This window comes from Sphingobacterium sp. Lzh-3 (genome assembly GCF_046764375.1).
In the GTDB taxonomy this organism is placed as follows: Bacteria; Bacteroidota; Bacteroidia; order Sphingobacteriales; family Sphingobacteriaceae; genus Sphingobacterium.
Genome location: NZ_CP177226.1, coordinates 5,906,575 through 5,928,216 on the forward strand (window position 1 = coordinate 5,906,575; position 21,642 = coordinate 5,928,216).

At 40.3% G+C, this 21,642-nt stretch carries 17 protein-coding genes; 8 read left to right on the forward strand and 9 right to left on the reverse strand.

What is annotated here, in order from left to right:
* Window positions 1–162: 162 nt before the first annotated feature.
* Window positions 163–2,274 carry a M3 family metallopeptidase gene (locus ACLCDV_RS24695; protein ID WP_317669191.1) on the reverse strand — a complete coding sequence of 704 codons (2,112 nt, stop codon included), beginning with the start codon at window positions 2,272–2,274 and terminating at the stop codon, window positions 163–165.
* 171 nt (window positions 2,275–2,445) lie between these two features.
* Here ACLCDV_RS24695 and ACLCDV_RS24700 point away from each other — a divergent pair, with 171 nt between their 5' ends.
* Complete coding sequence (locus tag ACLCDV_RS24700) at window positions 2,446–3,522, forward strand: DUF4407 domain-containing protein (RefSeq protein ID WP_120335147.1); 1,077 nt, start codon at window positions 2,446–2,448, stop codon at window positions 3,520–3,522.
* 90 nt (window positions 3,523–3,612) lie between these two features.
* On the opposite strand, the gene rmuC is transcribed toward ACLCDV_RS24700, so the two are convergent.
* Entirely contained in the window at window positions 3,613–4,935 is a 1,323-nt protein-coding gene (gene rmuC / locus ACLCDV_RS24705) for a DNA recombination protein RmuC (RefSeq protein ID WP_343570825.1), read from the reverse strand.
* A gap of 204 nt (window positions 4,936–5,139) precedes the next feature.
* A complete protein-coding gene (locus tag ACLCDV_RS24710) occupies window positions 5,140–6,327 on the reverse strand; it encodes a formimidoylglutamase (protein ID WP_411972484.1) in 1,188 nt (395 codons plus the stop codon).
* A 190-nt stretch (window positions 6,328–6,517) separates the two neighbouring features.
* Here ACLCDV_RS24710 and ACLCDV_RS24715 point away from each other — a divergent pair, with 190 nt between their 5' ends.
* From ACLCDV_RS24715 to ACLCDV_RS24740, 6 genes are all read left to right on the forward strand, one after another.
* Window positions 6,518–7,489 carry an NAD-dependent epimerase/dehydratase family protein gene (locus tag ACLCDV_RS24715; RefSeq protein ID WP_411972485.1) on the forward strand — a complete coding sequence of 324 codons (972 nt, stop codon included), beginning with the start codon at window positions 6,518–6,520 and terminating at the stop codon, window positions 7,487–7,489.
* 196 nt (window positions 7,490–7,685) lie between these two features.
* Window positions 7,686–8,978 (forward strand): HAD-IB family phosphatase, encoded by a 1,293-nt coding sequence (locus ACLCDV_RS24720; RefSeq protein ID WP_333577336.1) that lies wholly within the window; start codon window positions 7,686–7,688, stop codon window positions 8,976–8,978.
* Between the two features lie 138 nt (window positions 8,979–9,116).
* On the forward strand, window positions 9,117–9,701 hold the full coding sequence (locus ACLCDV_RS24725) for a hypothetical protein (RefSeq protein WP_075994535.1): 585 nt from the start codon (window positions 9,117–9,119) through the stop codon (window positions 9,699–9,701).
* A 2-nt stretch (window positions 9,702–9,703) separates the two neighbouring features.
* Window positions 9,704–9,835, forward strand: a complete 132-nt coding sequence (locus ACLCDV_RS24730; protein WP_286752778.1) for a hypothetical protein — start codon at window positions 9,704–9,706, stop codon at window positions 9,833–9,835.
* Window positions 9,836–9,991: 156 nt separating this feature from the next.
* Window positions 9,992–13,327 carry a transcription-repair coupling factor gene (gene mfd, locus ACLCDV_RS24735; protein WP_333577338.1) on the forward strand — a complete coding sequence of 1,112 codons (3,336 nt, stop codon included), beginning with the start codon at window positions 9,992–9,994 and terminating at the stop codon, window positions 13,325–13,327.
* A 201-nt stretch (window positions 13,328–13,528) separates the two neighbouring features.
* Window positions 13,529–14,719, forward strand: a complete 1,191-nt coding sequence (locus ACLCDV_RS24740) for a trans-sulfuration enzyme family protein (RefSeq protein WP_411972486.1) — start codon at window positions 13,529–13,531, stop codon at window positions 14,717–14,719.
* Between the two features lie 83 nt (window positions 14,720–14,802).
* Here ACLCDV_RS24740 and galK read toward each other — a convergent pair whose 3' ends face one another.
* The 5 genes from galK to ACLCDV_RS24765 form a co-directional block, all read right to left on the reverse strand.
* The gene (gene galK, locus ACLCDV_RS24745; protein ID WP_411972487.1) at window positions 14,803–15,954 is read right to left on the reverse strand and encodes a galactokinase; all 1,152 of its coding nucleotides are present in this window, start codon (window positions 15,952–15,954) and stop codon (window positions 14,803–14,805) included.
* A gap of 1 nt (window position 15,955) precedes the next feature.
* The gene (locus ACLCDV_RS24750; protein WP_075994539.1) at window positions 15,956–17,005 is read right to left on the reverse strand and encodes a UDP-glucose--hexose-1-phosphate uridylyltransferase; all 1,050 of its coding nucleotides are present in this window, start codon (window positions 17,003–17,005) and stop codon (window positions 15,956–15,958) included.
* Between the two features lie 68 nt (window positions 17,006–17,073).
* On the reverse strand, window positions 17,074–18,348 hold the full coding sequence (locus ACLCDV_RS24755; RefSeq protein WP_411972488.1) for a metallophosphoesterase: 1,275 nt from the start codon (window positions 18,346–18,348) through the stop codon (window positions 17,074–17,076).
* 12 nt (window positions 18,349–18,360) lie between these two features.
* On the reverse strand, window positions 18,361–19,395 hold the full coding sequence (gene hemH / locus ACLCDV_RS24760; RefSeq protein WP_317669182.1) for a ferrochelatase: 1,035 nt from the start codon (window positions 19,393–19,395) through the stop codon (window positions 18,361–18,363).
* A gap of 81 nt (window positions 19,396–19,476) precedes the next feature.
* Entirely contained in the window at window positions 19,477–20,325 is an 849-nt protein-coding gene (locus ACLCDV_RS24765) for a 4-hydroxy-3-methylbut-2-enyl diphosphate reductase (RefSeq protein ID WP_075994542.1), read from the reverse strand.
* A gap of 285 nt (window positions 20,326–20,610) precedes the next feature.
* Here ACLCDV_RS24765 and ACLCDV_RS24770 point away from each other — a divergent pair, with 285 nt between their 5' ends.
* Window positions 20,611–21,030, forward strand: coding sequence for a nucleoside-diphosphate kinase (locus ACLCDV_RS24770; RefSeq protein ID WP_075994543.1), 420 nt, complete (start codon window positions 20,611–20,613; stop codon window positions 21,028–21,030).
* 141 nt (window positions 21,031–21,171) lie between these two features.
* On the opposite strand, the gene ybeY is transcribed toward ACLCDV_RS24770, so the two are convergent.
* Entirely contained in the window at window positions 21,172–21,600 is a 429-nt protein-coding gene (ybeY, locus tag ACLCDV_RS24775) for an rRNA maturation RNase YbeY (RefSeq protein WP_333577342.1), read from the reverse strand.
* Between the last annotated feature and the right edge of the window lie 42 nt (window positions 21,601–21,642).

Genomic DNA, 21,642 nt, shown 5'->3' on the forward strand with positions numbered 1-21,642 from the left:
TCTCCTCTTTGGCTTAGAATTTTTGTGTCACACATACTATCTACATTTATTTAGACTCATTATAAATAATATTCAAATGTAAGAATAGTTTTTAGAATAACAAGTACCGGAACAAAAAAAAGGCGATATATTTCTATATCGCCTTTTTTTAATTAGAGAGCATTAGTTCAAACCTCTCTTTTTCAATAGATATTTTGGATCTGGATCTGCACCTCTAAATGTACGGTACATTTTAGCAGGATCATCAGTACCTCCTTTTTCAAGGATATTTTTACGGAAAGAATCAGCGGTTACTTGATCGTACAATGATTTTTCCTTGAAAGCTGCGAAAGCATCTGAATCCAATACTTCAGACCAGATATAGGCATAATAACCTGCAGAATATCCACCAGCGAAGATATGTTGAAAATATGTACTTCTATAGCGCGGAATAATAGCATCAATAATACCTATTTTTTTCATTGCTGTTTTTTCAAAGCCATTAATGTCTTTTGAAATTTCTTTTGTGGTAGCATGATAATCCATGTCTAACAACGCAGCAGAAAGGTATTCAACGGTTGCAAATCCTTGATCAAAGGTACCTGCCTTTTCCATTTTTTGAATCAATGAATCTGGCATTGCTTCTTTGGTCTTATAATGCTTAGCATATGTTTTTAACACCTCTGGGTCAGCTGCCCAATTTTCCATCACTTGTGAAGGTAGTTCAACAAAGTCACGGGGCACAGAAGTTCCGGCCATTGAGCGGTATCTCACATTGGAAAGAAGACCATGCAGAGCATGTCCAAACTCATGGAACAAGGTAGTCGCTTCATCAAATGTCAACAAGGCAGGATTTTTTCCCACTGGTTTTGTGAAATTGCATACGATGGAAATTACTGGAGCAACACGTTTGCCATCTTTTGTCGACTGGTTACGGTAAGAAGTCATCCAGGCTCCCCCTCGTTTTGACTCACGTGGGAAGAAATCGGCATATAGCAGACCTAAATGCGAACCGTCTTTGTCTTTAACTTCATACACTTCTACATCTTTATGGTAAGTTGGGACATTGTTTAACGCAACGAATGTCAAACCATATAATTTATTAGCGACAGCAAACGCTCCTTCACGAACTGCAGGAAGGCTCAAATAAGGTTTAATTTCATCCTCATTCAATGCGAAGCGTTTTTTACGAATAATCTCTGTATAATATCTCCAATCGTAAGGAGCCACGGCAAAATTACCTCCTTCAGCCTTAATTTCCTTTGCTATATCTGCCTCTTCACCTTTTGCTTTAGCGAGTGCTGGAGTCCAAAGTTTATTTAAGAGTGCATAGACATTGGTTGGATTCTTCGCCATTGATTCCTCAAGTACATAGGCCGCATGTGAAGAATAACCTAATAATTTTGCTTTTTGAAGGCGAAGGTTTACAATTTTTTGAATGATCGCCTTGTTATCGTTGGTGTTATCTTGATTACCGCGTAGCTGATAAGCCTCCCAAAGTTGCTTTCTCAGTTCACGATTTTTTGCATATTGAAGAAAGGGCATAATGGAAGGATTCTGTAAGGTAAACACCCACTTATCCTTCTTTCCTTTTGCTACGGCTTCTTCAGCTGCTGCCGTTTTCAACGATTCAGGCAAGCCTTCCAATTGGCTAGCAGAATCAACGACCAGTGTATAAGCATTGGTTTCAGCAAGCAAATTTTGTCCGAATTGCGTTGTTAATGTTGAAAGCTCAGCATTAATTTTTTTCATTTTTTCCTTATCAGCATCCTTTAAATTCGCTCCGGAACGTACAAAACTCTTATAAGTTTCTTCCAACAGTTTATTGTCCTGTTCATCTAATCCAAGTGTATTTCGACTGCTCCAAACTGTTTTAATACGGTCAAATAGTTTGGTATTCATCGAGATTTCATCAGAATGACTCGATAAGATGGGGGCCAAATCTTTTGCTATCGCCTGAATACTGTCATTTGTATTGGCACTATTTAGATTATAAAATACAGTAGATACATTATTCAATAATCCACCTGCATTTTCTAGGGCGACTATCGTATTTTGAAATGTTGCTTTATCCGGATTGTTGACTATCGTGTCAATTTCCAAATTGTGTACTTTTATCGCTTCATCAAAAGCCGGCCTAAAATGCTCTGTTTTGATCTTGTCAAAAGGTGGTACATTAAATGGGGTTTCGTAAGCCAATAAAAGAGGATTATCTGTCATCACTTTTTTTTCCTCACAACCAACAAATGCAGTTGCCACTATCGCAAAAAATGGCAAAAGTTGTCTTTTCTTCATATTATCTGATTATTCCTGATTTTTTTTCAAAGATAATAAAATTAGGCAAATGGTCGGCCTTCTTGGAAAGGGGTTACAGAGGAACCTAAAAACAGTCATCGTATTGTAAAACAAAAACTTATTCATAAACCTTGTTAAAAATAATCTGTCAATTTGGGTAAAAATATTTTAATGAGCGATATTAACCGTTTCTTTTGGAGATGTGCGGGGGTACATCAAGAAACTCTTGAAAAATATCCGGAAGAGCATAGTAAGTACACAGCCATAGGTGCTACTATTTTTTTTACGGGATTGTTTGCCAGCCTTTCGGGTGGCTATGCCATGTATTTCGTATTTAGTGGTGGGGCATTTGACTGGCTCTTGGCCATTGTATTTGGCATCATTTGGGGTTTAGCGATATTCAATATGGATCGCTATATTGTACTCAGTATAAATAAATCAAAAAGTGGCCTTATGCAGCTTCTGCAGGCTCTTCCTCGAATTTTATTGGCAATTTTGATTGGTTTGGTTATCTCTAGGCCGTTGGAGTTAAAAATCTTCGATAAAGAGATTCGAGAAAACCTCCGTGTACGTTTTCTCGCAGATCAACGCGCTAAAATCGACACGCTCAACAGTACTTTCAATAAGAAATATGCCAATGAGGTTTCGCTTTTAAAAGCGATTACGGTCGAACGTGATTCATTAGAAGCGAGTATTAAAAATGACCGTACAAAATTGAATTACGAGATATTCGGGAACAAAACAACTGAAACATCAGGTGTCATGGGGTATGGCCCTTATGCCAAAATGAAAGAAGAAGAGCTGAAGAAAAAAGAAGGTTATTTGGATACTTTACGGAACAAGATAACGACCCAGCAAAATGCAATACGTCAGAAACAGAAATTTGAGGGGATATTGGACCAAAAAGTCTTATCCAACGCTTCGTTGGACAGCGCTGTCAATGTCGCTGGTTTTGCAGACCGCAATTCTGCGCTGGGTAATCTAAGGTACGATGCCAATGGAAAGGTCAACGAATCCAATGCAAATGCTGTGTTTTTTATTGCGTTGCTTTTTGTCTTCCTCGAGTGTCTTCCGGTAATCGTCAAGCTCTTGGCAGGAAAGGATCCTTATGACAACGAAGTCCAAAACCAAAGGACTATTCATGATTACGAATCAGACACCAATGTCACTGTTCAAAAAGAAGCTGTAGATCGTTTAAAGGATACCTATGTGGATGTTTCCATCAATAAACGGATGAAAGAGCTTTAGTAGAACCACGAGCATAAGTTAGCAGTGCAGGCTCTGCTTTGCACGGTTAAAAATTATAAACGGGCTTACTTTTTGGCAAGCCCGTTTTTGTTAATCTTCCTCATCTAAAAATTTGGAATCGATCTGTTTATTTGCTTTGGCTCCTAAACGTTTTAATTTCTCCACTTTTCCGATCACGTTCCCAGCGCCTGTGGAGAGCTTTTTAGTTGCATCTTCATGGCTTTTTAATGCGCGCTCCAACTGATTTTGCACCTGTTCCATATCGTTCAGAAAGCTCACAAACTTATCGTAAAGGCTCCCTGCTTCTTTCGCTATTTCAATTACATTCCTGGTCTGGCGTTCCTGCTTCCAGATGCTGGCAATGGTACGAAGGGTAGCCAATAGTGTCGAGGGGCTAACGATGACAACCTTACGATCCCAGGCGTCGCTGAATAGATCCGGTTTTTCAGCGACGGACATACTCAATGCCGATTCAATCGGCATAAACAGCAGGACAAATTCCGGCGATTCGATACCATATAACTCATGGTAGTTTTTTGCGGAAAGTTCCTTCACGTGATTCTCCACGGACTGTACGTGTTGTTTTGCGAAAATTGCGCGATCTTCGTCTGTCTCCGCATTGACCCAACGTTCGTAGGCAATCAGCGAAACTTTTGAATCCACAATCAGATGTTTATCTTCAGGAAGATCGATAATCGCGTCGGGTTGCATTCTTCTTCCATCGGCATCCATCAGAGAGACCTGTAACCTAAATTCGCGATCGCGCATAAGTCCCGAACGCTCCAAAACCCGCTCTAAAATTACCTCGCCCCAATTGCCCTGTTTTTTGGTATCCCCTTTTAACGCCTTGGTTAAGCTATTGGCTTCGTCTTTAATTTTAAGACTCTGTTCGACCAGCTGAAGGACAACTCCCTTTAAAGAATTTCTTTCCGCGGCCTCTTGATTGTAATTTTTATCGACTTTCTCTTCAAACAATTTGATTTTTTCTTTCAATGGATCCAAGATCAAGCCCAGGGAACGGTGATTGGTCTCTGTAAACTTTTGTGTCTTCTCTTCCAATATTTTATTGGCAATGACCTGAAACTCGTTATTGAATTGTCGTTTAATCTCGGCGATTTCATTCTTCTGTTCCTGAAATTTATCGAGCTGCGCCTCATAAAAAGAACGTGTACTCTCTAAAGACCGCTCGGCGACCAGAAGATTCTCCCGTTCTTTATCCAATTCATTTTTTAGCATAAGACGTTCTTCCAACAAACTTTGTTCCCGCTGTTGCGATCTAGCGAGTTCAATTTTTAGTGTTTCAACTTCTTTATTGTACGCAGGACCAGCACTGGTATCGGTATTCTTTTTTAGTACCAATACGATCAAAATGACCAATAACAACACGATTCCCGCAAAGAAAAATATTTCCATGATTTGTATTTTCTGAAGATGGTCTATGCTTACCTGAGCAGGTCTATTTTGCCATCATTGCATTTAATTAAACCTATAACATCTCAAACTTAATGGATCTGCACAACTAAAAAACAGATAAAACCAATCTGTTATTAGTTTGCTTGGTATATTATACACTTCTTTATGATAAGGTGTAATACCAATGTCCGGCTTACTGGTACATTATTGTAACTTTTGGTGTGTTTTCCACCATAGATCAGGCATTTCACCTGAAACAGCCAATTGGTAATCTTCATAACGGCAAGGCACGAGATAATAGCGTTCATTGACTGATTTAGATCCAAAATAAGGCACTTGAATCCACCAGCGGTCTGATTTTTTACTTTTCACAAAGACCAATTCATGCTCTTCATTTTCCAGTGTCGTGCGATAAATGATATAAGATGATTTGGGGTACAGCGGCGTATCTTGTTTACGGTTATAGTAACCATCAATAAAGCACCAGATCATTTGGGAGACCAACATAGCCGTCTGCTCCATCGGATCAAATGTTGGATTGAATTCATAAAAACCGATGGAAGAGCATTTATCCGACATCCCGGCGTAACGGGCAAGTTGACAAGCTTCATCGCCAAATAAGCCATTGGGCATTGCATTGGCATTTCCGGGTGCTTCAGACGCTCGAATGGCTCCGATATCAAAACTAATTAAATCTGCGGCTCGGATCAAAGGCTCTGATTGGTCCATTTTACCGGCAATCATACCGACCCGTGTCGCATTAAAAAATAGTTTATCATACATATTGATAGACTCTTTACTTACAAGATACGTTTGATAAGCTATTGCATTTAAATTGAACAGATAGTCTGGCTGATGCAAGATGATATGATTCACATAAGAGCGAGATGTCAAGCTTACATTGTCAGCATTTTCCTGATCAAGGTCAAAACGTGCATCTATAATCGCTAGCTCTATTTTTCGTTCTAAATTTTGATACCCTAAATATTGTGCATAGGTCAGGTCCTGCCCACCGCCAATGATAATCGGAAGAATATTTTCTTTGACCAGTTCCTCTACGACAGATTTTAAAGCGATATAGGTATCTTGAATTGTATTACCTGCTTTGATATTTCCCAAATCAACGATATTCATCTTATAATCGCCCTGATATAGTGCATAGAGATGCTTACGCACAGCATCTGGCGCTTTATCTGTCCCATTATTATTTATGGATGCACGATCTTCCTCCACACCGACAATAGCCAATTGAGGCTGTTTATCCGCTTCCCAGCTCGGAAAATCTGTTTCATAGGCTTGAATAACATTTCCTAGTTGAGAGCCCAAGAACCCATGTTCTGGTGCAAAACCTGTAATTGAAATGGGGCTAAAGAATACGGACAGTGATGACATAAGCTATAATTTGTAAAATCTCTTATTTTTTCTGAAAATGCCTGTTTTAATTGGACAGAAAAAAGCTTCCTTAGCTTCGATAGCGTTTGGTACCACCGAAAACATGAAGTTTTTCCAGGATGCAATTCACACAAATATCCATTTATTAACTAACTTTTGAAAACATTATTTTTAACAGTATCTTTATCAAGTGATATTAATAACTGGAGGAACAGGTTTTTTAGGGTCTACACTAATCAGACAGTTGATAGACCAAGGAATTGACGTCATTGCCATAAAAAGAGCTCAATCGACTATTCCGGCCTCGTTGTTATCTTCTTCGTTGGTTCAATGGATCGACGCTGATATCAACAACTATTTTGAACTAGAAGATGCTCTTGAAGGTGTTACTAAAGTATTCCATTGTGCAGCATTGGTTTCCTACCAAAAGAAAGACGCTAAGGCACTCTTTAAAGTGAACGTGGAAGGGACGACAAATGTGGTCAATCTTTGCCTTGAAAAAGGTATTCGCCTGCTCCATGTCAGTTCGATCGCAGCCTTAGGAACAAATAGAGAAAACCTGCCGGTATCCGAGAAAGACCATTGGGAACACAATTCACTGACATCCAATTATTCGCTTTCAAAATATCAGGCAGAGATGGAGGTTTGGCGGGGTATTACCGAAGGCTTAAGTGCAATTATTGTCAACCCCTCGGTAATTTTAGGTGCTGCAGCAAACGATAAAGGCTCTGGCGCTATTTTTTCGATGATCAATAAAGGTCTACGATTTTACCCGAAAGGAAGTGTTGGCGTTGTTGACGTTGAAGATGTTGCTGCGATCATGATTCAATTGATGGAAAGAGATGATATCACGGCTGAGCGCTATATCATCAATCATCTCAATATAAGCAACAAGGATCTGCTGAGCGTAGCAAGTGTATTAATGAATAGGCCTGAACCCACAATTGAAGTTTCTGAGACCTTACTCCAAATTGCTTCCACAGTTTCAAGTATGCTTGCTGTATTTAAAAAATCAGACGCGACATTAACGAAGGAGACTGCGGTTGCTTCAAGTGCCAAATTACAGTATTCCAATGCGAAAATCCAAGCACTCCTAAACCACAGTTATCGGCCTTTGGAACAAACATTAAAAGAAATTGCAGACTTATATAACAAACAGTAAAACTATAACATAATTAACAACCAAACCTTGATCTCATCGTGAGTAACTTCAATCCTTAAATAAAGCTCGATCCCGAGGCTAGTTTCGTCTCCTCTAATCAATATATGTTTGGAAGAAGAAGTGGAAGAAACAGACCTTGTACCAGTAAGCAGCATTCAGATGTATGACTCATGATAGTTTCATAAAAAAGAATAAGATGAAAAACTATTACATCATTGATTTTGATAGTACATTTACGCAAGTAGAGGCACTTGATGAACTTGCACGAATCTCCCTTGAGAACCATCCGGACCGAGAGGCTATCTACCACGAAATTGAGCGGTACACCAATCTTGCCATGGAGGGTAAACTATCCTTTCGCGAAGCATTGGCTGGTCGCGTAAAACTCTTAAATGCCAATAAATCTCATCTGGATAAACTTGTTTCACATCTTAAGAAAAAGGTTTCAACCTCTTTTTCCCGGAATCGTGAATTCTTCAAGAAACACGCCGACACGGCATGGATTGTTTCAGGAGGTTTTAAGGAATTTATTACTCCAGTTGTGACGCCGTATCATATCAAGACTGAAAATATCTATGCCAATACATTCAGATTTGATGAAGAAGGTAATATCATCGGTTTTGATGAAGAGAATCCATTATCAAATGAAGGTGGAAAAGTGCAATTATTAAAACAGTTAAATATTGAAGGTAGACTGTTTGGCATTGGTGACGGTTATTCAGATTTTCAACTGAAAGAATCGGGATTGATTGAAAAATTCTTTGCATTTACAGAGAATATCCAACGTAAAAGTGTCACTGAGAAAGCAGACTTCATCACACCTAGTTTTGATGAGTTCTTATATGTAAATGATCTGCCTCGTGCAATATCCTATCCTAAAAACCGTATCCTTTGTTTGATCGTGGGTGATGTACCAGAAATAGCGGCTCATATCCTAAAAAGAGACGGTTTTTCAATCCGCACAAAAGATACGTTCGAAGAAAAGTATGTGAAAGATGTAGGGATGCTTCTATTGGGGGACAATATCGATATCAGTGATGAGCAACTCCAACATGCTGACAAATTAAAAACGATCGGATATTTGGGTGATATCAGAGGGCATATCAATAAGGATATCTGCAATGCTAAAGGTATTGTCGTTTTCGATGATAAGAAAAATAAAAAGAAAAATTCCGAGTTTATACCTCGGCGGATGGCCGATTTTATCAACAATGGTGATACTTATTTAAGTCGCAACTTCCCAAATCTGATTTTACCAAAAGTAAAACAGGTAACGAGATTACTGCATATCCACCAAAACGTTCCTGGAATTATGGCGCAGATCAATAAGGTCTATGCCCAAAATAACATCAATATTGTTGCCCAATTTCTAATGACCAAAAGTGACATTGGCTATGCGGTAACCGATATACAAGGTGAATATGATAAAGATCTATTGAAACAACTCAAACAGATCGACAATACGATTAAGTTCAGAATATTGTATTAATAGCAAACAGCCGTAAATAGGGGCGGCAGCTATTGCCTGCTTCAATTCCGGCTTATGAAACGAGGAATTTATTCAGGCACGCTGAAAGTGTGCCTGACTTTTCGCTCAACAACTCTTTTTACACTAAAAACACAGATTATGTCCTTACATCAAGATGCCGAATTAAAGAAAGCTGTCCTTGACCTACCGCAGAAGGAAAAAGACAAACTCCTTGTACGCCTGATAAGCAAGGACAAAATGCTGATCAAACAATTGCATTTCCAATTACTGGAAAATGCAGACGATTTAGAGGAACGTATTGAAAAACTACGAAAGCAATTGGCACAATTGTTCGATATTGGTTTAAGTCAAATTGGCAATACGCCACAACACAGTCATTTTATTGCACTTAGCAAGCTGGTGAAACAAGCAAGCGGTTTAGTGAATGAACACGAAAAAGTCACCAAAGACAAAATCAGTGAAGTAGAATTTAGATGCTATATCCTGAAGAGAACCATTGCTGATTACGACAGGCTTTTCGACTCCTCTTATCAGTCTGCCGCCCACAAATTGCATAAATATATAACAGGGCGTATAAAGCACGCGGTGGGTAAATACAGTAAACTTCATGAGGACTTTCAGTTTGACTACCGGGAAGATTTTCAAAATACACTGGATGCTTTTGGTAATACAACACTTAAAAGCTATATTAGTGAACAGAAGATTGACCTCGACCTAAATTAGTCATGAGAAATAGCAAAAACCGCGTTAAAATTGGATCCTTTCATGTTACAGCTTACGAGCAATATAAATTAATTTACTTGGCCACATTGTTGGTGTTGCTCGCTTTTGCCTACACCTTTTACCTCGCGAAATAAAGTCCTGCACAGATCAATCTGTTATAGCTTTTGGGCTTGCTAAAGTCATGCCTTCTTAACGAGGGATTCAGCTATTTTTTACCAAAAAATTTAGTACATCATACCTAATACTTGATACTATTTCGTTAAATTCGCAATTATTCGAAATTTTTGCTCGTGGGAATTCAAGAAATATTAGAAAAATACAGCCAAAGCGAATCCGTCCAGTCGCTTACCAAGGCTATGCAATCCAAAAACCCAAAGATTCAGCTGAAAGGGCTTATCGGATCTTCAGATGCGTTCATAGCCGTATCATCTTACAACTTACAGGAACGTCCAATGGTCTTTATCTTACCGACTCATGAAGACGCTTCTTATTTTTTAAGTGATCTGGAAAGCCTGTTGGATAAGCAGGTTCTTTTTTTCCCGTCGTCTTATCGCAAAGCTTTTGATTTTACACAAACTGACTCTGCCAATGTATTGCAACGTGCGGAGACGTTAAGTTCACTCAACCATACTTCGGAATTACCGAAAATGGTTGTGACTTATCCGGAGGCTATTGCTGAGAAAGTGATCAACCGCAACGACCTGGATAAAAATACGTTGGAAATAACAGAAAACACCGCTCTAAGTATTGATTTCATCAACGAATTCTTGATCGAATATGATTTCGAACGTGTCGACTTTGTGTATGAACCTGGGCAATTTGCGATACGCGGTGGCATTGTAGATATCTTTTCCTTTTCGAATGACCTCCCATACCGTATTGAATTCTTTGGCGATGACATCGAAAGCATACGTACATTTGACATTGAGTCCCAGCTGTCTGTCAAAAAAATCCACAAAGTAACCATTGTACCGAATGTCCAAGCGAAATTCCTAACATCCCAACACATTTCCTTATTGGAATATGTAGATCAGGACGCTACGATCTGGATCAAAGACGCTCAATTTACGTTAGATATTGTAAAAGATGGGTTAAAAAAAGCGGAAAAGTTATGGGCGGGGCTAACAGATAAGCAAAAAAAGGATAATCCCGAATGGCATAACCCAGCCCATGAGTTTACAGATGAGAAAAACCTCAATGCCTTATTCTTTGATTTCCCGATCGTCGAATTCGGCAAGCAGTTCTTTTATAAAGCTGAAGTAACACTCAAGTTCGATATCCATCCGCAACCTTCGTTCAATAAGGATTTTAATCTCTTAATCCATAATTTCAAGGAGAATGAGGGCCAGCGGATCCAGAATCTGATCTTTTCAGATTCAACCAAACAGGTCGAACGTATCTATACGATTCTAGAAGATCTCGATAAATCAGCGACCTTTATTCCAATTCATAAAGCTTTACGCGAAGGTTTTAGAGACGACAGTTTAAAGTTGGCCTGTTACACGGATCACCAAATATTTGACCGCTATTATAAATATAAACGCAAGAAGGCTTACGAGCGTTCGCAGGCAATTACGCTCAAAGATTTACGGGATCTTAAACCTGGCGATTTCATTACCCACATTGACCATGGTGTCGGCCGCTACGGTGGCTTGGAAAAAGTGGACGTCAACGGTAAATCTCAGGAAATGATCCGTCTGATCTATGCGGACAATGACCTTTTGTATGTGAACATCAACTCCTTAAATCGCATTTCCAAATATTCCGGCAAAGAGGGTACTGTTCCCAAAATGAATAAATTGGGCACCGACGCCTGGGACAAACTCAAAAAGACGACCAAGAAAAAAGTCAAGGATATTGCGCGCGACCTGATCATGCTTTATGCCAAAAGAAAGGCTCAGCATGGAAATGCGTTCTCACCGGATAGCTACTTACAGAATGAACTGGAGGCCTCCTTTATCTATGAGGATACACCCGATCAGGAAAAGGCTACTGCCGATGTAAAAAAGGATATGGAATCGCCACATCCGATGGACCGATTGATCTGTGGGGATGTTGGCTTCGGAAAAACGGAGGTTGCCATCCGTGCGGCCTTCAAAGCTGTCGCAGACAGTAAACAGGTTGCTGTCCTGGTACCGACGACCATTCTTGCATTACAGCACTACCGGACATTTTCGGAGCGTCTAAAGGGCCTTCCATGCACGATCGACTATATCAATCGTTTCAAAACGAGCAAACAGATCAAAGATACCTTAGCCAGGCTCGCTGAAGGAAAAATAGACATTATCATCGGCACACACCGCCTTGTTAGCAAAGATGTCAAATTCAAAGATCTTGGTCTAATGATTATTGATGAGGAACAAAAATTTGGGGTCGCTGTAAAGGAAAAATTGAAAGTCATGCGTGCGAATGTAGATTCGCTGACATTGACAGCAACGCCAATTCCAAGAACATTACACTTTTCATTGATGGGAGCCCGCGATCTGAGTATCATCTCGACTCCGCCGCCCAACCGCCAGCCTGTACAGACCGAACTCCACGTTTTCAATGAAACACTGATCGGAGAGGCCGTCAGTTACGAACTTGATCGTGGTGGACAGGTATTCTTTATCCATAATCGTGTTGCAGATCTTCCACAGCTGGGTAATTTGATTCGCAAGCTGGTTCCGGGAGCACGGGTCGGTGTTGCACATGGCCAATTGGAGGGTGATGAGCTCGAAGATGTGATGCTTAAGTTTATCAATCACGATTTCGATGTCTTAATTGCAACTACGATTATTGAAGCGGGTCTTGATATTCCAAACGCAAATACGATTATTATTAATCATGCACATATGTTCGGACTGAGTGACCTGCACCAAATGCGGGGTCGGGTCGGTCGCTCCAATAAAAAGGCTTTCTGTTATTTACTGAGTCCGCCATTATCGACTTTAACACCGGAGGCCTATAAACGACTTTCTGCGATAGAAGAATTCTCTGAACTCGGCTCTGGATTTAATGTTGCCATGCGCGATTTGGATATACGTGGATCAGGGAACCTCTTGGGAGGCGAACAATCGGGCTTTATTGCCGAGATCGGTTTCGAAATGTATCACAAAATCTTGGACGAAGCTATTCAGGAACTGAAAGAGGATGAATTTTCGGAAGTGTTTGCAGATGAGAAGGAACGAAAATATGTATCCTTTACGCAGATCGACACCGACCTCGAAGTATTGATCCCGGATGAATATGTAACCAATATCACGGAACGATATAATCTGTATACAGAACTCTCTAAATTAGAGAATGAGCAGCAATTGGCAGCTTTTGAAAAAGAACTTGAAGATCGCTTTGGCCCTATCCCACGAGAAGTCTTCGAATTATTCAATACACTCCGTTTACAGTGGTTTGGTAAAACGATAGGATTCGAAAAAATAGCGTATAAAAAGCATACACTGAAAGGTTATTTTGTCAATAACCCTAAGTCGAGCTACTTTGAATCCGATCAATTCGGCCGCGTATTGTCCTTTGTACAAAGCCATCCGGAGATCAGCAACCTCAAAGAAGTCAAAGGCCAGCTTCGTTTAGCGTTAAACAATGTGAATACCATTGGTTATGCGTTGAGTCTTCTGAAAGAAATGCTGTAGGACATATTGATGCATCCGATATAAATAAAATCTACATATTGAGTAGATTTTATTTATATTTGATATACAAGACAAACCTTCTTCGAGCTGTTAGCACCAAGAGTGCTTTCAAACGAGCTAAGGGTTCCTTACGATCAAAGATTCGACAAGATCGAGTTATGGATACTTAAGGCGATACAAGCATCAATCAATATTATTAGTATGGCTACCAATACCGAAACGATACTCGTCCATGAAGGACAGCAATTCAACCAGACATCTGCAGTAACTACGCCAATCTATCAGACATCCACCTACATTGCAGATCCTGACCCAACGGAATATATCAAAGCTGCTACCGAACCAAAACACCCTTATTTTTATCATCGCCATGGTAATCCAACGAATAGCCAGGTAGCGTCCATCCTAGCAAAACTGGAAAAAACGGAGGATGCACTGGTATTTGCAACAGGCATGGCTGCCATCAGTACAGCCATATTGGCCATCGTTAAATCGGGGGATCATATTGTCGCCCAACATGCACATTATTCCGGAACAGCTATTTTCTTTAAAGAGTTCCTAACGGATTATGGAATAACAGTGACAGCTGTGGACCAAACCGATGTTTCAGCTTTTGAAAAGGCGATTCAAACAAATACCAAATTGATTTATATAGAGACCCCATCGAATCCAAATCTCCATATCACAGACCTAAAAGCGATCGGTGAACTCGCCAAACAGCATGGGATTCAGAGTATGGTCGATAATACATTTGCCTCCCCTATCAACCAGACACCGACAGATTTTGGAATAAACGTCGTTGTCCACAGCGCCACGAAATATTTGGGTGGACACAGCGACCTCACTGCAGGTATCGTCTGTGGTACGCAGGACTATATCGCCAGCGTATGGAAACGATCCGTTGCTTTGGGAGCATCACTCGCACCGCTTGATTCCTGGTTACTATTACGGGGATTGAAAACATTAAGTCTACGCGTCAAACAAATCAATACAAATGCGCTAAAGCTGGCCGAATTTCTGGATCAACATCCAAAAATCAAAAAAGTCAGTTATCCCGGATTACCCAATCACCCACAACATGAGCTCGCTACCCAGCAAATGAACGGTTTCTCGGGTATGCTTTGCATCGATGTCAACGGTAAAGATGAAGAGGAGGCATTTTTAAATGCGCAGAAACTCATCAATGGGCTGCATATATTTATCAATGCGGCCAGTTTGGGCGGGGTCGAATCGCTTATTGTACACCCCGCGAGTATGTGGGGCGGTCATCATACGAAGGAACAGAAAGAAGCTTCCGGAATCACGCTAGGGATGTTGCGCATCTCTATTGGAATCGAACATGCCGATGATCTAATCGCCGACTTAAAACAGGCATTAGACCAGCTTAACTAGGACTTGTTTAGTAAGTCGTAATCAAAAAAGACAAAAAATAAGGGGAATAACATGAATATGTTATTCCCCTTATTTTTTGTTCATCAAAGTACGCGGGTACCGTCGGCAATCCTGACCTGAATGACCGAAAGTTCTTTATCAAATTTCTGTTTGTATTCTTTTTCGAGTGTTGGCAAAATTGAAGGTAATACACCTTCTTTGACGATATTGATCGTACAGCCACCGAAACCGCCCCCCATCATTCGGGCACCGATCACCTCAGGAAATTGCTTGACGTAATCCACTAGATAATCCAGTTCTGGACAACTGACTTCATACACTTTACTTAATCCCTCATGGCTCTGAAAAATATACTGTCCAAGCTGAACAACATCTCCTGAACGTAGTGCATCACACGATTTCTCTACGCGTTCATTCTCACGAACCACAAAACTAGCTTTCGCATAAATATCGGCATCTTTGTCTTTCACCAATTCATCCAACATTGCCACTGTTACATCACGCAGATTTTTGACTTCCGGGTATTTTTCCCGAACCCATGCAGAAGCTTGCTCACACTGTTCACGACGTGTATTGTAAGCCGTAGAAGCTAATGAGTGTTTTACGTTTGTATTCAATAACACAACTTCATAACCCTTAAGATCAAGTGGAACATACTCGAAACCCAAACTACGGCAATCCAGTTTAATAACATTTTTCTCTTTACCAAAGGCTGATGCAAACTGATCCATGATACCACACATCACACCAGCGTAGGTATGTTCAGCTTTTTGTGCAATCTGTGGAATATCAAGTCGCTCTACATGTAGCTCAAAAAGCTCACTAAGCGCTAAAGTAACCGCGCATTCAACGGCTGCTGAAGACGATAATCCGGCCCCCAGTGGCACATCACCATCGATATACAGGTTGAATCCACCTAAAGTTGCACCACGTTTCTGATATTGATCCACAACTCCGAGAATATAATTTGGCCAATGTTTTTCTGAGATAGCAATATCTGTTAGTTTTACCTCATGACGTTCCTGATAATCTTCTGCATATAATACAATGTTATCATCCGATCGCTTACTTACAGCAACGTATATTGCTTTGTCAATTGCAGCAGGCAATACAAATCCATCGTTATAATCCGTATGTTCTCCAATAATATTAATCCGTCCGGGGGAAGTAACGACAAGAGGTTCTTCTTGATAGTGTTCTTTAAATTTATTTACAATTGTATCTTTTGTTATCATCTTATTTAGCTTTATAATGAACTGTCGAACAATTTCGCAGTTGTTCTGCGGCAACTTCCGGTGTAATATCACGTTGCGGATTTGCTAACATCTCGTAGCCGACCATAAACTTCTTAACCGTCGCAGAACGCAGTAATGGTGGATAAAAATGCATATGCCAATGCCACTCGGGGTGGTCACCATCATTTACCGGGGCCTGATGCATTCCTGCAGAATAGGGGAAGGATGTTTTGAAGAGATTGTCATATCGCGTCGTCAATAACTTGAGGATAGCGGCAAAATCCGTCTTTTCCTTCTCGTCAAACCCGGCAATGTTTTGGATAGATCGTTTGCTGACAATCATCGTTTCGTAAGGCCATGCGGCCCAAAAAGGAACTAGAGAAACAAAAGAATCATTTTCGTCAATAATGCGCTCCTCTTTTCTCAACTCCGCTTTAACATAGTCTGACAGGATTGTACGTTGATATTTATTGAAATATTGCTGTTGCTGAACGCATTCTTTTTGTATTTCTACTGGCAAATGATTTTGTGACCAGATCTGTCCGTGTGGATGTGGGTTACTACAGCCCATAATCGCGCCTTTATTTTCGAAAATCTGGATGTATTTGATCCAGTCAACCTTGGAGAGTTCGACAAATTCCTTTTGCCAAAGATCAACCACCGATTTGATTGCGGCCTGATCCATTTCGGGTAGTGTAAGATCGTGGCGTGGCGTGAACGCAATTACCTTACAGATCCCTCTTTCAGTCTCTGCGACAAATAATTCATCCTCATTAAATTCCTGTTGGCTTGTATCTTTTAATAAAGCCGAGAAATCGTTCACGAAGACAAAACTTTCTTTATAATCTGGATTGACATCACCATCTGCCCGTTTATTGGTTGGACACAAATAGCATTGCGGATCATATTCCGGTCTATTATCTCCCGGAAGATCCTCTACCTGTCCTTGCCATGGTCTTTTACTACGATGCGGAGAGACAAGTACTTTTTCCCCGGTAAGAATATTAACACGTGTGTGGGGAGAGTCCCCAAAGTTTAAAGTTGATTGCATGTTATGTATAACTGGTGTACAGAATACACAATTATAGCTATATTAACTCAAAAGTCAAAGCAGATTTTTTAGGCTTTAAACTTTGGGTCTTGCGCTTTTAACAATTCGAATATGGTAATTTCAGGTAGAATTCCAACGCGTCCTGGATAACCCAAAAAACCATAGCCTACATTCACGTATAATCGTTTGTTCTGTTGTGCACGATAAAGCCCTGCCCATTCTTTATAAATATATTGTACCGGACTCCATTGCAACATCTCGGATCGTACACCAAATTGCATACCATGTGTATGTCCGGCAAACATCACATCCACATCGGTATCCAATACTTGTGCCCGCCAATGCGACGGATCGTGAGACAACAGCAATTTGACAGGCTGCTCTTCGGTACCCATTAACGCTTTTTTGATCTCACCATGTTTCGGAAAACGACCTGTCCCCCAATTCTGCACCCCAACAATACAAAGTTCTTCGCCATCGACCTTAATCTTGCGATTTTCATCCATTAAAAGATCCCAGCCCATAATTTTATGAACATCGATTACATCCTTGAGGTTCTTGCGTTTTGCAGGAGAATCTTCTTTACCATAATAGTAGTCACCATAGTCGTGGTTACCTAATGTAGAAAACACGCCTAAATCAGATTTCACACGAGCAAAAATATCTTGATAGCCCCGCATTTCAGAAGCTTGGGCGTTCACAATATCACCGGTAAAAAATGTCACATCAGCTTTTTCCTTTAAAAGCATATCAATACCACCGTTGACAGCTTTTTTATTGTAGAAAGATCCCGAGTGCACATCTGAAATCTGCGCGATGGTCATTCCATGAAATGCTTTGGGCAAATTTGGCAAATACAACGGCACTCTCCTTACACGATAGTCATAGGCTCCTGAAATAATACCCCAGCTCAATGGTATCAAGGGTGAGGCACCAACTAGAATACCGGCTTTGGTCAAAAACTCGGATCGGCTAATTCCTTTAACCGGATTTTCCGGTAAAGGGTCTCCGGCATCTTCAACTAAGTCCTCAATAGATCTCTTTTTTGTGAATAGCCGTTTTAACCACACACCTCCGCGCCTGATATCATCAATCAATAAAATCAAAAAGAAAAATATCTTTGATGCGGCAGTCAGAAAAAAGGCGACTAAAATAACCGACCGTACGATTAAGGGAATACTATATTGTGCTGAGATAAAAACTCCCAATAGCAGTAAAACAGAATAAGACCACCAGAGGATGGAAAATACTTTTGTTTTGGGAAATTTAATTTTCGTTGCGCGGAGCGCAACGAAAATATAAAAATCCAATATGAGTAATACACACGCGTTTATCAACAACATCTTTTACCTATTTTAATTTTTGGCATTGAGTGCCAATTGTTTTAAAGACTCGATCCATTTGGGATCATCATTAAGACTTTCTACCAAACAAACCTCTTCTCCACCCAACTGCTTAAATTCATTAGCATATTCCACGCCAATTTCATCAATGGTCTCGATACAATCCGCCACAAAAGCAGGACTGAAAATTAATAACTTCTTATAACCTTTCGCGGCAAGGTCGTGCAACAAATCCGAGGTATATGGCTGTATCCAGGGCTCTTTACCTAACCTGGATTGAAAGCAAAGCGAATATTGTTCTTTTTTTAACCCAAGCTTGGCAGCTATCGCCCGTGTTGTTGCATAGCATTGCGAGAGATAACAGTATGAATTGGCAGTTGTTTTACAGGAATCACAACCTGATTCGGGGCATTTGAGCTGACCTGTCGGATCCACTTTGCCAAGCTGTCGCACAGGAAGGCCATGATAGCTAAAGACAAAATGGTCAAAACTTTCCAGATCGTGCCTGCGGGCATGATCTGCATAAGTTTCTGCCATCAAATCGTCTGTGCAGAAATTGCTTACGAAACTGATTTCCGGCAGATAATTCCATTTGCGGATTAGTTCCATGACACGATCAATGACCGAGCCCGATGTTGCCGAAGCGTACTGTGGAAATAAAGGGATTACGCGAATGGACTCCAAAAATAAGCCTTCCATATTTTTCAATGCAGCCTCAATCGATGGGTTTTGGTAACGCATCGCTAATTCAACATGGTATTCTTCCCCCAATGCTTCTTGAAGCAGATCACGTTGCAAAATACTGTAATGCATCAAAGGTGATCCCGTTTCTTTATCCCAGATCGTTGCATATACTTTTGCAGATTTGGGAGCACGTGTACGTGCAATAATTCCCTTCACCAATAAGGTTCGTTGAAAATAGGGAATATCAATGACACGTGGATCCATTAAGAACTCCGTTAAATACTTTTTTACATCTGGAGTAGTGGGACTATCAGGTGTACCCAATTGTACTAAAAGAATACCTTTTTTACCTTTATTGCTCATAGCTTACAAAGCTAAGCAAAAAAGAATGCACTCGGGATCTAAACCGCGGAATTATGAAATATCTGTGACGGGTAATTGTGTCTATAATGCTTCTAAACTTGCTTTTACGTCTTTCATCAACCACATTGGCGTAGAAGTAGCGCCACAGATACCAATACGATCGTTTTCAGCAAAGACCGATGCATCTAATTCAGCTGGATCAGAAATAAAATAACTCGCGGGATTGGCGTTTTGACAAACTTCAAACAGCACCTTTCCATTGGAGGATTTCTTGCCCGATACAAAGACGATTTTATCGTATTGTCTGGCAAAAGCGCCAAGATCCTCGTATCGATTGGAAACTTGTCGACAGATGGTATCATTGGCCTTCACTTCATACCCGCGCTTAATCAGTTCGTCTTTGATGGCATAAAATTTATCCACGCTTTTTGTTGTTTGGCTGTATAGGGTAAATGAGGCCGGCAATTCGACTTGATCCAATTCGGCAATATCCTGAAAAACTAAGGCTTCATTATTTGTCTGCCCCTGTAAGCCGATCACTTCAGCATGTCCATGCTTCCCAAAGATTAAAATTTTCTCCTCTTGATCGAACGACGTTTTGATACGGTTCTGCAGCTTGAGCACCACTGGACAAGAGGCATCTATCAGGGTAATGTTGTTTTCCAAAGCAACACGATAAGTTTCGGGAGCTTCACCATGAGCACGGATCAATACCTTTTCATTACGCAAGGTGGGCAGAGCGGCATGATCAATAATACGTAAGCCTTTTGCTTTCAATCGAGCAACTTCCTCATCATTATGAACGATATCCCCCAAACAATAAAGATATCCATCCTCCTCCAAGATCTCCTCCGCCATATCAATAGCGTATACCACCCCAAAGCAAAAGCCTGAGTCTTTATCGATGTCTACTGTTAGATTTAATGCCATAATATCACAAAGTTACATATTCGTATTGAACTTAGATCAATTGTTTTTTTACTTTTCTATAAACGGTCGGACACAATGCCCTGTTACATATCGTCAAAAAACATTGGACCAGGAACATAGGGAAACATCTATTTCAGAATAGGCATAGATTTGGGACGAGAAGGCAATAACTTAGCAACAAGGGTTGCATCAGCCGGTTGGATTTTCAATAATTGTGTCTATATGAAGCCTAATGATATTGCATATGAAAAGCAATTTATCTAATTTTGCAAAAAAATTAAAATAATGGCAACTAACAGAACTTTTACGATGATCAAACCTGACGCAGTAGCGAATGGTCACATCGGTGCAATCTTAAACGATATCATTGCTGGTGGTTTTAAAATCATTGCAATGAAATACATCCAACTTTCTCAAGAGACAGCTGGTGCATTCTATGCAGTACACAAAGAGCGTCCTTTCTATGGTGAGTTGGTAAAATTTATGACTTCAGGTCCTATCGTTGCTGCAATCTTGGAAAAAGATAATGCTGTTGAAGATTTCCGCACATTGATCGGCGCGACTAATCCTGCTGATGCAGCGGAAGGTACAATCCGTAACAAATATGCTAAATCTATTGACGCAAACGCTATCCATGGATCGGATTCAGATGAGAATGCTGCTATCGAAGGAAACTTCTTCTTCTCTCAATTTGAAAGATTCTAGTCGTTAGAAACAACATAAAAAAAGCGCTTTACAAATTGTAAAGCGCTTTTTTTATGTTGTTGCCTTCTCACTCTCGCGGAAAATAGAACCCTCAACCAGTTCACCGAACTGTTGGCCTTAATAAGCGTACGATGGAGTATGTTAAAAGTTTCTTTTACCTAGATACTCATCTTCCTTGGCGGTCATCTTGGCTTTATCTGCCGGCTTTTTATCCGGATAGCCACACAGGTGCATCACACCATGAATAATAACCCGATGAAGCTCGTCACGCACATCAACCTTAAATTTCGCAGCATTCTCCTGAATACGTTCCACGCTGATAAAAATATCACCAGCGATGGTGTCATCATATTCGGAAGAATCAAAGGTCACGATATCAGTATAGGTATCGTGATTTAAATACTGCTTATTGATTTCTAGTAAGTAAGCATCCGAGCAAAGGATAAAGCTCAATTCGCCAACACGTTTAAATCCTTCGGATTTGATAGCATCAGCAATCCATTGACGAATCTTTCCCTTTTCTTTTAATTTGAAATCCGTATCCTCGGTAAAAAATAATATGCTCTTCATCCTTCTATCTTTTTATTCATTTTTGTTTGACTTATCAGTCGT

What these genes read in the sequence shown, in the direction of transcription:
- ACLCDV_RS24695 (WP_317669191.1), bottom strand. Translation starts at nt 2,274, where the DNA reads ATGAAGAAAAGACAACTTTTGCCATTTTTTGCGATAGTGGCAACTGCA.
- ACLCDV_RS24700 (WP_120335147.1), top strand. Translation starts at nt 2,446, where the DNA reads ATGAGCGATATTAACCGTTTCTTTTGGAGATGTGCGGGGGTACATCAA.
- rmuC (WP_343570825.1), bottom strand. Translation starts at nt 4,935, where the DNA reads ATGGAAATATTTTTCTTTGCGGGAATCGTGTTGTTATTGGTCATTTTG.
- ACLCDV_RS24710 (WP_411972484.1), bottom strand. Translation starts at nt 6,327, where the DNA reads ATGTCATCACTGTCCGTATTCTTTAGCCCCATTTCAATTACAGGTTTT.
- ACLCDV_RS24720 (WP_333577336.1), top strand. Translation starts at nt 7,686, where the DNA reads ATGAAAAACTATTACATCATTGATTTTGATAGTACATTTACGCAAGTA.
- ACLCDV_RS24725 (WP_075994535.1), top strand. Translation starts at nt 9,117, where the DNA reads ATGTCCTTACATCAAGATGCCGAATTAAAGAAAGCTGTCCTTGACCTA.
- ACLCDV_RS24730 (WP_286752778.1), top strand. Translation starts at nt 9,704, where the DNA reads ATGAGAAATAGCAAAAACCGCGTTAAAATTGGATCCTTTCATGTTACA.
- ACLCDV_RS24740 (WP_411972486.1), top strand. Translation starts at nt 13,529, where the DNA reads ATGGCTACCAATACCGAAACGATACTCGTCCATGAAGGACAGCAATTC.
- galK (WP_411972487.1), bottom strand. Translation starts at nt 15,954, where the DNA reads ATGATAACAAAAGATACAATTGTAAATAAATTTAAAGAACACTATCAA.
- ACLCDV_RS24750 (WP_075994539.1), bottom strand. Translation starts at nt 17,005, where the DNA reads ATGCAATCAACTTTAAACTTTGGGGACTCTCCCCACACACGTGTTAAT.
- ACLCDV_RS24755 (WP_411972488.1), bottom strand. Translation starts at nt 18,348, where the DNA reads ATGTTGTTGATAAACGCGTGTGTATTACTCATATTGGATTTTTATATT.
- hemH (WP_317669182.1), bottom strand. Translation starts at nt 19,395, where the DNA reads ATGAGCAATAAAGGTAAAAAAGGTATTCTTTTAGTACAATTGGGTACA.
- ACLCDV_RS24765 (WP_075994542.1), bottom strand. Translation starts at nt 20,325, where the DNA reads ATGGCATTAAATCTAACAGTAGACATCGATAAAGACTCAGGCTTTTGC.
- ACLCDV_RS24770 (WP_075994543.1), top strand. Translation starts at nt 20,611, where the DNA reads ATGGCAACTAACAGAACTTTTACGATGATCAAACCTGACGCAGTAGCG.
- ybeY (WP_333577342.1), bottom strand. Translation starts at nt 21,600, where the DNA reads ATGAAGAGCATATTATTTTTTACCGAGGATACGGATTTCAAATTAAAA.